General features: G+C 65.1%; 11 protein-coding genes. 6 read left to right on the forward strand and 5 right to left on the reverse strand.

The genetic code is table 11. The features are described from left to right. Positions 1 to 173: 173 nt before the first annotated feature. Entirely contained in the window at positions 174 to 1,181 is a 1,008-nt protein-coding gene (locus tag XH79_RS31365) for an ABC transporter substrate-binding protein (RefSeq protein ID WP_271584157.1), read from the forward strand. Between the two features lie 926 nt (positions 1,182 to 2,107). Then, positions 2,108 to 4,903 carry a phosphoenolpyruvate carboxylase gene (gene ppc, locus XH79_RS31370; RefSeq protein ID WP_271584158.1) on the forward strand — a complete coding sequence of 932 codons (2,796 nt, stop codon included), beginning with the start codon at positions 2,108 to 2,110 and terminating at the stop codon, positions 4,901 to 4,903. Positions 4,904 to 4,960: 57 nt separating this feature from the next. Here ppc and XH79_RS31375 read toward each other — a convergent pair whose 3' ends face one another. From XH79_RS31375 to XH79_RS31390, 4 genes are all read right to left on the reverse strand, one after another. Next, the gene (locus tag XH79_RS31375; RefSeq protein ID WP_271584159.1) at positions 4,961 to 6,127 is read right to left on the reverse strand and encodes an SMP-30/gluconolactonase/LRE family protein; all 1,167 of its coding nucleotides are present in this window, start codon (positions 6,125 to 6,127) and stop codon (positions 4,961 to 4,963) included. Positions 6,128 to 6,244: 117 nt separating this feature from the next. Beyond that, positions 6,245 to 7,159: an SDR family NAD(P)-dependent oxidoreductase gene (locus XH79_RS31380; protein ID WP_271584160.1), complete on the reverse strand. Its 915-nt coding sequence runs from the start codon at positions 7,157 to 7,159 to the stop codon at positions 6,245 to 6,247. 5 nt (positions 7,160 to 7,164) lie between these two features. Then, positions 7,165 to 8,304: a thiolase C-terminal domain-containing protein gene (locus tag XH79_RS31385; protein WP_271584161.1), complete on the reverse strand. Its 1,140-nt coding sequence runs from the start codon at positions 8,302 to 8,304 to the stop codon at positions 7,165 to 7,167. A 3-nt stretch (positions 8,305 to 8,307) separates the two neighbouring features. Next, a complete protein-coding gene (locus tag XH79_RS31390) occupies positions 8,308 to 8,721 on the reverse strand; it encodes a Zn-ribbon domain-containing OB-fold protein (protein WP_200495202.1) in 414 nt (137 codons plus the stop codon). Between the two features lie 178 nt (positions 8,722 to 8,899). Here XH79_RS31390 and XH79_RS31395 point away from each other — a divergent pair, with 178 nt between their 5' ends. The 4 genes from XH79_RS31395 to alkB all read left to right on the forward strand — a co-directional run bounded on the left by XH79_RS31395 (position 8,900) and on the right by alkB (position 12,593). Beyond that, positions 8,900 to 10,249 (forward strand): amidase, encoded by a 1,350-nt coding sequence (locus tag XH79_RS31395; RefSeq protein WP_271584162.1) that lies wholly within the window; start codon positions 8,900 to 8,902, stop codon positions 10,247 to 10,249. Then, positions 10,242 to 10,928 (forward strand): DUF2848 domain-containing protein, encoded by a 687-nt coding sequence (locus XH79_RS31400; RefSeq protein ID WP_271584163.1) that lies wholly within the window; start codon positions 10,242 to 10,244, stop codon positions 10,926 to 10,928. The genes XH79_RS31395 and XH79_RS31400 overlap by 8 nt, the downstream gene beginning before the upstream one ends. A 255-nt stretch (positions 10,929 to 11,183) precedes the next feature. Then, on the forward strand, positions 11,184 to 11,930 hold the full coding sequence (locus XH79_RS31405) for a 2OG-Fe(II) oxygenase (protein ID WP_271584164.1): 747 nt from the start codon (positions 11,184 to 11,186) through the stop codon (positions 11,928 to 11,930). 9 nt (positions 11,931 to 11,939) lie between these two features. Beyond that, a complete protein-coding gene (gene alkB, locus XH79_RS31410) occupies positions 11,940 to 12,593 on the forward strand; it encodes a DNA oxidative demethylase AlkB (protein ID WP_271584351.1) in 654 nt (217 codons plus the stop codon). Positions 12,594 to 12,642: 49 nt separating this feature from the next. Here alkB and XH79_RS31415 read toward each other — a convergent pair whose 3' ends face one another. Next, positions 12,643 to 14,268 carry a thiamine pyrophosphate-dependent enzyme gene (locus XH79_RS31415; protein WP_271584165.1) on the reverse strand — a complete coding sequence of 542 codons (1,626 nt, stop codon included), beginning with the start codon at positions 14,266 to 14,268 and terminating at the stop codon, positions 12,643 to 12,645. Between the last annotated feature and the right edge of the window lie 22 nt (positions 14,269 to 14,290).

Below are 14,290 nucleotides of genomic sequence, written 5' to 3' on the forward strand. Positions count from 1 at the left end.
GAGCTCAACCCATCCTACGCTTGCTTGTGATCCAATTCGGACGTGTGGCATCACCGACACACGAGGAACGTAATCGACCGGAGCAACCAGCGGGACATTGACCCCAACAGCCCTGCGCTGTTGGCTTTGATAATATTTCTGCTCGGGCGCGCGACGAGGATGAGGATCATCCAATGAGGCGATTGATCAAGCGCCGCGACTTCTTGTTTGCCACCGCGATGTTCGTGCCGGCTATACCGCGTGCCTCGGCGCAGCAGCTCGCTACGAAGAAGCGACTTGCAGTTATTGCTGCTGCGAGAGTCGAAGACATGAGGATCGGACGCGAGCCGAATTCGACGACTTTCCTCGAAGAACTGCAGCGCCTTGGCTATGTCGAAGGTCGAAACCTCATTGTTGACCGGTGGCAACTACAGCCGGGACGTCTTGAGGAGATTGCACGCGAAGTGGTTGACACAAAACCCGATGTGATTGCCTGCCAGGGAACGCCGATAACTCTTCGCCTCAAAGCGGCGACGACGACGATCCCCATCGTAGCGGCCACGGGCGATCCTATTCGGTTCGGACTGGTTTCGAATCTCGCACGTCCCGGCGGCAACGTTACGGGTGTGAGCGTAGACGCCGGGGTCGAAGTCTGGGCCAAACGCCTTGAACTGCTTTCCAGCGCCGTTCCCAAATTGCACAATGTCGTTTTCGTCTCGTCGGAGGGGGCTTGGGCGGGCGCAGGTGGCCAAGCGGTTCGCGATGCGGCACAAAAGCTGGGGATCTCCCTGGTGCGAGGTATCGTCAGCAGTCCATATGGCGAAGCGGAATTCCGCGGCGCATTTTCATCGCTCCAGCGAGATCAGCTAGACGGATTGATCCTTTCGGATGAGGGGCAGGTGCATCTTCCTAAAAAGCCCCTGTTGGTCCAGTTGATCCAGCAGATGCGGCTTCCCGCCATTTATCCATACCGTGACTTTGCGGAAGCAGGCGGATTGATGACCTATAGCTCCGACCTCAAGTCTCTGATTCAAAGGCAGGTAGCTCAGATCGTCGAGATATTTCGAGGAGCCAATCCGGGCGACATCCCGTACTCTCAAGCGGTGCTGTTTGACCTTGTTATTAACCTAAAGACGGCCAAGGAGCTGGGACTTGAGATGCCCGCAGGGCTGATTGCAGCCGCGACCGCATTTGTCGAGTAGCAGGCTCGGGAGCATGAGCATTTCCGCTTGTGGCCCTAAGACGAACAGAGAGGCGGCAGCCGCGGGGTCGGCTGTCCGTGGTGGAGCGGACATCGGTCTGTCCTCGGCACGGCAGTGCTGGGCCGCTGTTGCGCGCCCAATTCCTCGCGTTACCGTCGGGCAAAACACGCCACATGAAGGTCAAGAGATCCGGTGCGAATTATTCTGATTGACCGAATTTTCGGTTTCGGCTAAACCGCAAGGCATCCTGGCCCGTCAAAGGGACGTTTCGCGATCGTCACGATACGTAGGCCGGGATGCGATGGACGCGGCAGCGCCGGCGCGTGACGGGGTGGCAGGGCGGGCGAGCCTCGTGAGCCATCACCTTCCGCGGATCGACACGGCGCTGTCACAGCGTTTCCTTTTCAGTTTCGGGGGCGAGCACGCGCGAGCTTTCGAATGGCTTGGGAGGGACGTCCGCGGACGGCAAAAGCGTGTGGTCCTGACGCCCGGGGTCTGTGCGTCAAGGCTTGCGGTGGTGAAGCGGCCCGACCGGGTGCGCGCATCAGTCATCCGCAAGGCGACGGGGGCAATAGTGCATCGCTCCCCGGGGAGAGCGCGCCATAAGCCGTAAAACCATTGCGCAGGGAAGGCCGGATGTCCCGGCATCACCTGTGGTCGCCCCGCGTGCGTTTCTCGCGTGCGGACCTTGGGTGCCAGCCGGCGCCCGGCCTTCCCTGCGCCCTCTCTTCTCGACGAGGGTGAAACGGACAGCAAAGCTTCGGGCGTCTGCGCCGCGAGACCGAGGACGTGTGCCCGCCGCTTGCGACACCACACGGTCAGCCATGTTGCCGCGCCGCCACCAAGTTCATCTTGCACTGCGGCAGAAAAATATCGCACACTCGGCTGGACCGGGCCGCCAAGGGCGCGAGCAGGGGAGCGAGCCGATGTCCCTCCAGACCGTAACTTCCGACAGCACCGAGCATCGCCCCAATCGCCCTGAGGACGCCCAGGCGCTGGAGGCCGATGCCCGGCTGCGGGACGATATCCGCCTGCTCGGGCGCATCCTGGGCGACACGGTGCGCGACCAGGAAGGGGCTGATGTGTTCGACTTGGTCGAGCGTATCAGGCAAACCTCGATCCGGTTCCACCGCGACGAGGACCGGCTCGCCCGCCGCGAGCTCGAGCAGATCCTCGACAGCATGTCGACCTCCGAGACGGTGCGGATCGTCCGCGCCTTCAGCTATTTCTCGCACCTTGCCAACATCGCCGAGGACCAGAACAACATCCGCCAGATGCGCGCTCGCGCGGCGGCCAAGAATGGCGGATCCGGCGTGCTGGCGGAGACGTTGGCGCACGCCAAGGCGGCCGGCATCGGTCCCGACCAGCTCCGCAATTTCTTCAAGACCGCGCTCGTCAGCCCGGTGCTGACCGCGCACCCGACCGAGGTCCGCCGCAAGAGCACCATGGACCGCGAGATGGAGATCGCTGGCCTGCTCGATCGCCGCGAGCGCGTCGCGCTGACCGCGGACGAGGCCGCCGCCAGCGACGAGCAGCTCCGCCGCGAGGTGCTGACGCTGTGGCAGACCAACCTCCTGCGCCGGACCAAGCTCACCGTGCTCGACGAGGTCGGCAACGGCCTATCGTTCTACGATTATACCTTCCTGCGCGAGGTGCCGCGGCTGGTCAACGTGCTGGAGGACCGGCTGGAGGAGGGCGAGCAGGCGGCGGGCGAGCTCGCCTCGTTCCTGCGCATGGGCAGCTGGATCGGCGGCGACCGCGACGGCAATCCCTTCGTCACCGCCGACGTCATGCGCGGCACGCTGCGGCTGCAGTCGAGCCGGGTGATGCAGTTCTATCTGAACGAGCTGCACGTGCTCGGTGCGGAGCTGTCGATCGCAGCCCACCTCGCCGACGTCTCCGAGGAGCTGCGCAACCTGGCGGAGCGCTCGCCGGATACCTCGCCGCACCGGAGCGGCGAGCCCTATCGCCTCGCCGTGTCAGGCATCTATGCCCGGCTGACGGCGACGGCCGAGAAGCTCGAGGTCGAGATCACGCGCCGGCCGGTCGGCAAGGGCGCGCCCTACGAGAGCGTCAGGGAGTTGCAGGCCGATCTCGACGTGCTGCACCGCTCGCTGATCTCCAACAATGCCCGCGTCATCGCCCGCGGCCGGCTGCGGCTCTTGCGGCGCGCAGTGGACTGCTTCGGCTTCCATCTGGCGCGGCTCGACATCCGCCAGAACTCGGCGGTGCACGAGCGCACCATCGCCGAGCTGATGGATGCCGCCAACCCCGGCATGTCGTATCTGGCGCTCGGCGAGGAGGCGCGCATCTCGCTGCTCACCAACGAGCTGCGCTCGACGCGTTCGCTGGTTTCGCCATTCGTCAAGTACAGCGACGAGACCATGGGCGAGCTCAACGTCTTCCATGCCGCCGCTGAAGCACATGCGAAGTTCGGCTCGGACGCCATTCCCCAATGCATCATCTCGATGTGCAAGGGCATGTCTGATATGCTCGAGGTCGCGGTGCTCCTGAAGGAGGTCGGCCTCGTCCATCCCTCCGGGCGCAGCGCCATCAACATCGTGCCGCTGTTCGAGACCATCGAGGATCTGCAGGCCTCGAGCGGGATCATGGACCGCATGCTGTCGCTGCACGATTACCGCCGCCTCGTCGACAGCCGCGGCAGCGTGCAGGAGGTCATGCTCGGCTATTCCGACTCGAACAAGGATGGCGGCTTCGTCACCTCGGGCTGGGAGCTCTACAAGGCCGAGATCGGCCTCGTCGAGGTATTCGAGCGTCACCACGTGCGGCTGCGCCTGTTCCACGGCCGTGGCGGCTCGGTCGGCCGCGGCGGCGGGCCGAGCTATGACGCCATTATCGCGCAGCCCGGCGGCGCGGTGAATGGCCAGATCCGCATCACCGAGCAGGGCGAGATCATCTCGTCGAAATATTCCAACGCCGAGGTCGGGCGCAACAACCTGGAGATCCTGGCCGCCGCGACGCTGGAGGCAAGCCTGCTGCATCCGCGCCAGAGCGCTCCGCGCCGCGAATATCTGGTTGCGATGGACGAGCTTTCGAATCTCGCCTTCAAGGCCTATCGCGGTCTCGTCTACGAGACCGAAGGCTTTGTCGATTATTTCTGGGCCTCGACCGTCATCAACGAGATCGCGACGCTGAACATCGGCAGCCGTCCGGCCTCGCGCAAGAAGACCCGCGCGATCGAGGATCTGCGCGCCATTCCCTGGGTGTTTTCCTGGGCGCAATGCCGCCTGATGCTGCCGGGCTGGTACGGTTTTGGCAGCGCGGTCGAGCAGTGGATCGCCGAGCATCCGCAACAGGGCATGCCGTTCCTGAAAGAGCTCTACAAGGAATGGCCGTTCTTCCGCATGCTGCTGTCGAACATGGACATGGTGCTCGCGAAAAGCTCGATCGCGATCGCCTCGCGCTATGCCGAGCTGGTGCCGGACGAAGCGTTGCGTGAAAAAATCTTCGGCCGCATCCGCCGCGAATGGCATTCCTGCATCGAGACGCTGCTCGACATCATGGGCCAGGACCGGCTGCTCCAGGGCAACCCGCTGCTGGAGCGTTCGGTGCGCCACCGCTTCCCCTATCTCGATCCGCTCAACCACGTGCAGGTCGAGCTGTTGAAGGAGCATCGCGCGCAGAATCCCGACGAGCAGGTGCTGCGCGGGATTCAGCTGACGATCAACGGCATCTCGGCGGGCTTGAGGAATACGGGCTAGGGATAGCGAACAGATGGGCGTGGCCGCCCGCTCTTCGCTACCCCACGCGCTATTCGGTCATGGCTTCATCGCGCCCTGCACACTGGTGTAGACGGCGTAGAGCGATGTCGAGCCGCAAATATAAAGCCGGTTTCGCTGCTGGCCGCCGAAGGCCAAGTTTGCCACGGTCTCCGGGATATGGATCTTGCCGAGCAATTCGCCCGATGCCGTGTAGCAGCGCACGCCGTCTTCGTTCGGGTCGCCCCAGCCGACCGAACACCAGACCCGACCTTCGGTGTCACAGCGGACGCCGTCGGTGATTCCAGGTTTGGGCATATCGGCGAAGACCTTGCTGTTCGATACCCTCCCGCCAGCCACGTCGAGGTCGAACACGCGGATATGGGATGGGTTGTCCGGCCCATCGGTGAAGCCGGTGTCGCAGATGTAGAGCTTCTTCTCGTCGGGTGAGATGGCGAGCCCGTTGGGCTCCACAAAATCGTCGACCACGACCTTGACCTCTCCGGACTTGGGGTCGACCCGGTAGACATTCTTCTTCTCTTGCTCGGGGTCGGCTTTGATACCCTCATAGAAGCCGCCGATGCCGTAGGCGGGATCGGTGAACCAGATTGCCCCATCGGCGGTGACGACTGCATCATTGGGCGAATTCAGTCGCTTGCCGTTGAATTTGTCCGCAATGATGGTGATCGAGCCGTCGAGTTCGGTCCGCGTCACGCGCCGGCCGCTATGCTCGCACGTGATCAGGCGTCCTTCGCGATCGATGGTGTTGCCGTTCGAGTTCATCGAGGGTTGGCGGTAGACGCTGAGGTGACCGTCATCCTCCGAGAAGCGCATGATGCGGTTGTTCGGAATGTCGCTGAACAACAGGTATCGCCCGGCCGGGAAGTACACCGGTCCCTCAGCCCAGCGAAAGCCGGTCGCGACGCGCTCGACGGCCATGGTGCCGGCGAAGGCCGGAAAACCGGGGGGCCCGAATGATGGCGGTCCCTTTTTGGCGGATTCCAGGTGGGAGTCGGGGTAGCGGCTCCCCGGCAGTGGTCCCAGGGGCAATGGCGCCGTCGATCTCGTCGGCGCGCCCGTCTGGCCCAAGGGCGCAACGGATGCCGCCAAGGTCGCGTTCAAGGTAACGCCCGTCGCCGCAACTGCGGCCGCCGCTCCCTTCAACAGGGTGCGGCGCGCGAGAAAGGGCTCGCTGGGTTCGGCAGAAATGGTCAGTGGCTTCGTCATAGTCGCCTCCCATATTTTTTGTTCGGGAGGAAACCATCCGCCGCCAATCGGGCGTAAAGCAGGCGATCCCCGGTCGAGCAACCGGAGATCGCAATGCAGCAATAGCTTGGAATCCAGCTAGACGGGATCCCAGGTGAAGATGTCGGCGGAGCGGTCGAGCTTGTAGAACGAGCCCTTCAGTGCCGGCATGCCGTGTTCCGCGATCGATTGCGGCGTCCAGCCTTCGTTCCGCTGCACCGAGCGGATCGGCCGGTTCTGGCTGAACAGGAAGATCTCGTTCATGCGCACGCCGAAGATCTGGCCGGTGACGTCCTTGGCGGAATCGCCGAGCAGGTAGCCGCACAGCGGCGCGATCTTCTCTGGTCCCATCTGCTTGATCTTCTCGACGCGCGCCTTCTCGGCCTCGGTTTCGGTCGGGATGGTGCCGATCATGCGAGTCCAGGCGAACGGCGAGACGCAGTTGGAGCGGACGTTGAAGCGGCCCATGTCGAGCGCGATCGACTTCGACAGCCCGACGATGCCGAGCTTGGCCGCGGCGTAGTTGGCCTGGCCAAAATTGCCGATCAGGCCCGAGGTCGAGGTGAAGTGCACGAAGGAGCCCGACTCCTGCTCGCGGAAGATCCGCGCCGCGGCGTGGCTGACGTAGAACGAGCCCATCAGGTGCACCTTGATGACGGCCTCGAAGGCTTCCACGCTCATCTTGTGGAAGATCATGTCGCGCAAAATGCCGGCATTGTTGACGACGCCGTCGAGCCGGCCGAAATGATCGGTCGCGGTCTTCACGATCTTGCTGGCGGGGATCGCTTCGGCAACGCTTTCGAAATTGGCGACCGCGGTACCGCCGCGCTTCTTGATCTCCTCGACCACTTCTTCGGCCGGAGCAGCGTTCGAGCCGGCGCCGTCGGCGGCCCCGCCTGGATCGTTGACCACGACCTTGGCGCCTTCGCCGGCGCACAAGAGCGCGATCTCGCGCCCGATGCCACGTCCTGCGCCGGTGACGATGATGACCTTGTCTTGCAGTGATTTGCTCATGTGGGTTACCTCTCGTTCGTAAACACGATCGTGCCTGATGCCGCGAACATGCCGCCGACGCCGTGGCACACCGAAATCTTCGCATTCGGCACCTGCGCCGGCGCAATCCCGCGCATCTGGCGCACGCTCTCCTGGAGTGCGTACATGCCGTACATGCCCGAATGCATGTAGCTCAATCCACCGCCATTGGTGTTGAGCGGCAGCTTCCCGCCGGGCCGCGTATTGCCGTCCGCGATGAACTTGCCGGTTTCTTCGTACGGCATGAAGCCGAGATCGCCGAGCCCGAACAGCGGCAGATGCGCAAACGCATCGTAGATCATGAGATGATCGACGTCCTTGTGGGCGATGCCGGCTTCCTTGAAGGCGAGGGGGCCGGCAACCTTGAAGGCGCGCGATGAGTTGAACGTCTCCATCTGGCTGACCATCGGCGTTTCCACGCTCTCGCCGGCGCCCATGATGTAGACGGGCTTCCTTGGAAAATCCCTGGCGCGATCGGCCGAGGTCAGGATCAGCGCGCCGCCGCCATCGGTGACGAGGCAGCACTGCAGAAGCCGGAACGGATAGGCGATCATGCGCGAGTTGAGGACGTCGGCGACCGTGATCGGGTCCTTCATCATCGCGCGCGGATTCTTCGCCGCCCACTCGCGCTGCACCACCGCGACTGAAGCCAGCTGTTCATGGGTGATGCCGTAGGTCTTCATGAAGCGCAGCACGGGGATCGGGAACATGCTGGGCGGGCCGTAGACGCCGTAGGGCGCCTCGAACTGGCCTTGCAGGCTGTCGGCGGGGATCGAGCGCGGCGGCTTGCCGATCATCGACTTGCCACTTTCGGCATGGGTGATCAGCACGGTCTTGCACAGCCCGGCCTCGATCGCCGCGGCAGCATGGCGGACGTGCAGCATGAACGAGCAGCCGCCGACCGAGGTGCCGTCCACCCAGGTCGGCTTGATGCCGAGATAGTGGCAGACCTGCTGCGGCGTTTCGACCGCGGTGGCAAAGCCGTCGATGTCGGACAGCTTCAGCCCGGCATCGGCAATGGCATTGAGCGCCGCATCCGCATGGAGCTGGAGCTGCGAGGCGTTGGGGATGACGCCGAGCTCGGTGGTCTCGGCCGCGCCGACGACGGCAACCTGGTTCCTGCGCATGCTCTACCCCTTCGCCGGACGGAACACGGGGAGGGTGATCTTGTCGTCGAGCGCCTCGAAGGCGACCTCGAGCTTCATGTCGAGCTCGAGCGCCTCAGGCGTCTGCGGGCAGTCGATGATGTTGCTCATCATCCGCGGCCCCTCGTCGAGCTCGACCACGGCGATCGCGTAAGGCGGCGTGAAGCCGGGCGCGGCGGGGCGATGGTTGATCACGTAGCTGTAGAGGAAACCCTTGCCGCTCGCCTTGAACACCGAGACCTTGCGCGAGGCGCAGGACGGGCAGAACGGGCGCGGCGGGAAGTAGACATGCGCGCAGGCGTCGCAGCGTTGCAGGCGCAGTTCGCCCGCCTTGGTGCCGTCCCAGAAATGCTGGGTCTCCGGCGTCGGTTTCGGTCGCGCGCGCTGCGGTTCGGCCATCTCGGAACGCTCTCCCAAAAGGCAGGCTTGACGCCCGCCTGTTTCGATTGTGATGCGACAATTGACCATGGCGCGTCAACGGTCCAGCAATGCGCATGCATGCCATCATGCGCACAATGCTTGTGTCGGACTGAGCCAGCGCTGTAGATTGCGCGCGCAAATATTCCGTGAGACAGACATGCCCGATTTTCCGACACTGGCTAAGCTCGCCGACGACCTCGAAAACGGCCGCACCACCTCCCGCAAGCTCGTCGAAGCGTGCATCGCCAGGATCGCCGATCCCGCCGGCGAGGGGCAGCGCACCTTCATCCACGTCGACAAGGACGCCGCGCTGACGACCGCCGACGCCATGGATGCCCTGCGCAAGGTCAAGGCGGCGCCCTCGCGCTATGCCGGCATCCCCATCTCGATCAAGGATCTCTTCGACATCAAGGGGCAGACGACGCGCGCCGGCTCCCGTGCGCTCGACGATTCCGATCCGGCCGAGCACGATGCGGCGGCGGTCGCGCGGCTGCGCAATGCCGGCTTCGTGCTGATCGGGCGCACCAACATGACCGAGTTCGCCTATTCCGGCATCGGCATCAATCCGCATTACGGCACGCCCAAAGGCGCCTGGAACCGGGCCGTGGGCCATGTGCCCGGCGGCTCCTCCTCGGGCGCCGCGGTCTCCGTGCTAGACGGCATGGCGCACGGCGCGCTCGGCACCGACACCGGTGGCTCGTGCCGCATTCCGGCGGCCTTCAACGGCATCGTCGGCTACAAGCCGACGCAGCGTCGCGTGCCGCTCGATGGCTCCGTGCCGCTGTCCTTCTCGCTCGACAGTATCGGGCCTCTGGCGCGATCGGTCAGCTGCTGTGCCATACTCGATGCCGTGCTCGCCGACGAGCCTATCGTCGCGCTGAGGCCGCGGCCCGTGAGGGGCATGCGGCTCGCGGTGCCGACCACGATCGCGCTCGACGATCTCGACACGGCGGTCTCCGAGACCTTCGAGCGCGCGCTGAAGACGCTGGCCGACCACGGCGCCATCATCGAGCGGATCGAGACGGCCGAATTCCACGACATCGGCCCGATGAACGCCAAGGGCGGCTTTGCGGCGTCCGAGAGCTACGCCTGGCACCGCTATCTCATCACGGCCAAAGGCGACGTCTACGATCCCCGCGTGTCGGTCCGCATCATGCGCGGCGAGGCACAGAGCGCGGCCGACTACATCGATCTCCTCAACGAGCGCCGCTCGCTGATCGCCCGCGTCAACGCGCGCATCGCGCCCTATGACGCCCTGGTGCTGCCGACCACCGCCAACACGCCGCCGAAGATCGCGGACCTTGCCGACGACAAGGCGTTCACCACCCAGAACCTGCGCGCGCTGCGCAATTGCACCCTCATCAACATGATCGATGGCTGCGCCATCTCGCTGCCCGCACATCGCGCGGGCGAGGTCCCGGTCGGCCTGATGCTGGCAGGCGCGGGCGGCTCGGACCGTCGTATCTTTGAACTTGCTGCCGGCATGGAGGCCGTCATTCGTGTTTGACCTCACTTTCACCGTTGACGCCCAGGACACCACCACGCCGCTGACCCTCGCAATCGACCAGATGGTCATTGCCGGCTGGACCGGCCGCGACCCCGTCGCGCGCGACAAGCACATCGCCGAGCTGCAGGAGATGGGCATCGCCCCGCCGGCCTCGACGCCGATCTACTACCGCGCCTCGGCGCGGCGGCTCACTCAGGAAGGCAGCATCGAATGCACCGGCGGCGATTCCTCCGGCGAGGTCGAGTTCGTGCTGATCGGCTGGCAAGGCCGCATCTTCGTCGGCTGCGGCTCCGACCATACCGACCGCAAGGTCGAGGCCTATAACGTCACGGTGTCCAAGCAGATGTGCGACAAGCCGATTGCCTCCACGCTGTGGGAACTCGAGGACGTCATCGGTCACTGGGACAGGATGATCCTGCGCTCCTACGCCACCATCAAGGGCGAGCGCGTGCTCTACCAGGAGGGCACACTGGACGCGATGCTGCCGGTCACTGACCTGATCGCGCGCGGCTTCGAAGGCGGCAAATTCCCCGACGGCTGCGCCATGTTCGGCGGCACGTTTGCGGCCAAGGGCGGCATCCGTCCGGCGGACCGGTTCGACTTCGAGCTCGAAGACCCCGTGCTGAAGCGGACGATCAGGCACGGCTATGACGTGGCGACGCTGCCGGTGCGGGGTTAGCTCCACAAGCAACAGTCCCGTAGGGTGGGCAAAGCGAAGCGTGCCCACCACTTCGTGGTCGTGGGCACGTCGCTTCGCGCCTTTGCCCACCCTACGAGATCCCTCCTGGGTCATTGCGAGGAGCGCTTGCGACGAAGCAATCCAGACTGGTTCCGCGGAAGGACCCTGGATTGCTTCGCTTCGCTCGCGATGACGGGGAGATAGTCATCGGAAATCGGGTGGCGGGGTGAACACCGGGCTGCAAAGGTGATTGCTATGTCAATGACCGCACACAAATCGCCCCAAGAGCCATCGGCCGACCTCGCCGCCCACGTCGACACCCTCGACTGGCCGCAGATCACCGCCGAGCTTGACGCCCAGGGCTGCGCCGTCCTGAAGAACCTGCTGACGCCCGACCAGTGCCGCGCCATCTCTGCGCTCTATCCGGACGACGCGCACTTCCGCAGCCGCATCGTCATGGGCCGCCACGGCTTTGGCCGCGGCGAGTACAAGTATTTCGCCTATCCGCTGCCCGACCTGATCGCACAGCTCCGCCCGGCGCTCTACGCGCATCTTCAAGCCGTCGCCAACCGCTGGAACGAGGCGATGGGGATCGACATCCGCTATCCCACGGCGCATGCGGCATTCCTGAAGCGCTGTCACGAGGCCGGGCAGGCGCGGCCGACGCCGCTGCTGCTGCAATACAGGGACGGCGACTACAATTGCCTGCACCAAGACCTCTATGGCGAGCACGTGTTCCCGCTCCAGGTCGCGATCCTCTTGTCCGAGCCCGGACGCGATTTCACCGGCGGCGAGTTCGTGCTGACCGAGCAGCGTCCGCGCATGCAGTCCCGCGCCGAAGTGGTGCCGCTCGCGCAGGGCGATGCGGTCGCCTTCGCCGTGCATCACCGCCCGGTGCAGGGGACACGCGGCACCTACCGCGTTAATCTCCGCCACGGCGTTAGCCGGATTCGCTCTGGCCATCGCCATACGCTGGGTGTGATTTTTCACGATGCCAAATGAGTGCTGCGATTGACGGGTGATCTGTTCGACACGGTCGCCGAGGCGCAGCCGTCGCGCGAGGAGATCGCCGATGGCGCCGTGCTGCTGCGCGGCTTCGTCAAGCCGGTCGAGCGCGAACTGATCGACGCCGTGCGGGCCATTGTGGCGCAGTCGCCGTTCCGGCGAATGACCACGCCCGGCGGCTACCAGATGTCGGTGGCCATGACCAATTGCGGCGAGCGCGGCTGGATCACCGATCACACCGGCTACCGCTATGACCCCATCGATCCGCGAACCGGCGCGCCATGGCCGGCGATGCCGCCGGTGTTTTGCGATCTCGCCCGCCGCGCGGCGGAGCAGGGCGGTTTCACGGGCTTCGCGCCCGATGCCTGCCTCGTCAATCGCTACGAGCCCGGCACGCGGCTGTCGCTGCATCAGGACAAGGACGAGCTGGATTTTTCGGCACCGATCGTCTCGGTCTCGCTCGGCCTGCCCGCGACCTTCCTCTTCGGGGGCCTTGCGCGCAGCGACAAGCCGCGCCGCTTTCGGCTCGTCCATGGCGATGTCGTGGTCTGGGGTGGGCCGAGCCGGCTCGCGTATCACGGCGTCGCGCCGCTCGCCGATGGCGAGCACGCGCTGCTGGGACGGAAGCGGATCAATCTGACGTTTCGCAGGACGCGGTGATCCTTCTCGTCATTCCGGGTTCGATGCTACGCATCGCCCCGGAACGACATCAAGGCTTCGGCGGGTGAATGAACGCCCAGGGACTCACCTCGGAGTCGCGCGTCACCTCGACCGAGATCAGATACGGCCCGCCGTGGCTAAGCGCCTTCTCCATCGCCGCCTTGAATTGGTCAGGCGCGGTGACGCGCGCAGCGGCAACGCCGAAGGACTCCGCGAGCTTGACGAAATCCGGATTGACCAGATCTGACGCCACAACGCGGCCGTCGAAGCGCTCGCGCTGGTCGCGGCGGACATTGCCATAGGCGTTGTTGTTGAACACCAGCGTCACCACGCCGATGTTGAACTGCACGGCGGTGGCGAGCTCCTGCACGCCGAACATGAAGCCGCCGTCGCCGGTGATGGCGACCACCGGCTTGTCGGGGTTCGCGACCTTGGCGCCAAGCGCGGTCGGGAAACCCGAGCCGAGCGTGCCCTGATAGCCCGATGTGATGAAGGTGCGCGGCTGGTAGATCGGAAAGCCGTACCAGGAGGCGAAGCCGACCTGCGACAATTCATCGGTGACGATCGCGTTCGCCGGCAGAACCTCGCGCAGGATGTTGAGATACGCCATCTGCGGCTGGACGCGCTGGATCTCGACCTGCGCGGCTGCGGTCGCTTCGCGGATCGCGCCGCGGCGGCCGGCGGTCTTGCTGTAACCGGCCTTGCGCACGGCGGCGGCGAGGTCGGCCGTCGCGGCCTTGGCATCGGCGACGATCGCGGTGTCGGACGAGAACCGCCGCATCTCGACCGGATCGATGTCGATGCGGATGCTCTTCAGGCCGGCGGGCTGATACGGCCAGCGCGACATGGTCGGCAGCTCCAGCCGCGTGCCGATGCCGATCATGAGATCGGTGTTCGGCCACAGCTTGTAGGCGGCGGCCATGGTGAGGCCGAGCTCGTGCGTGTTGGAGACGATGCCGCGGCCGCTGCGGAAGGCGACCACGGGCGCATCGATCATCTCGGCGAGCTCGAGGATCTCCTCGCCTGCATCGATCGCGCCGCTGCCGACGAAGATCATCGGCGCCTTGCTCGCCTTGATCAGCGCGGCTGCCTGCTTGATCATATCAGGATCGGGCAATGGTGCGGGCAACGGCTCCAGCACCTGCGCGGCGGCGGTGTCCGCGCGCTGGGTAAAGATGTCCCAGGGCATCTCGATCGAAGCAGGACCGCGCCGCCCCGAGGCCATCTCCTGGAAGGCGCGCGCCACCGTGGTCGGCGCGTTGCCGGGCGTCTCGATGCGATCGGCCCATTTCACATAGGTGCGCAAGGTCGCGAGCTGGTCCGGCATTTCGTGCAGATGGCCGCGGCCCTTGCCGAGGAATTGCGTCGGCACCTGGCCGGTCACGCACAGGACGGGCTCGTTGCAGCCATAGGCGGTGAGCAGAGCCGCGCTGGCGTTGAGCACGCCGGGGCCGGGCACCACGCTGAACACGCCGGGCCGGCCGCTGGCGCGCGCATAGCCGAACGCCATGTAGCCGCAGGCCTGCTCGTGCCGCGCGCCGATCACCTTGAGCTGGGCCTGGTGAAACGCGTCGAACAGGCCGTAGATCTGCGCGCCCGGCAGGCCGAACACGGTGTCGACGCCATGGGCGACAAGCCCGCTTACGATCGCTTCGCCGCCGGTGAGGGTGGTCATTGCATCATTCCACTTCGATTGT

Source organism: Bradyrhizobium sp. CCBAU 45389, assembly GCF_028128625.1.
In the GTDB taxonomy this organism is placed as follows: domain Bacteria; phylum Pseudomonadota; class Alphaproteobacteria; order Rhizobiales; family Xanthobacteraceae; genus Bradyrhizobium; species Bradyrhizobium liaoningense_B.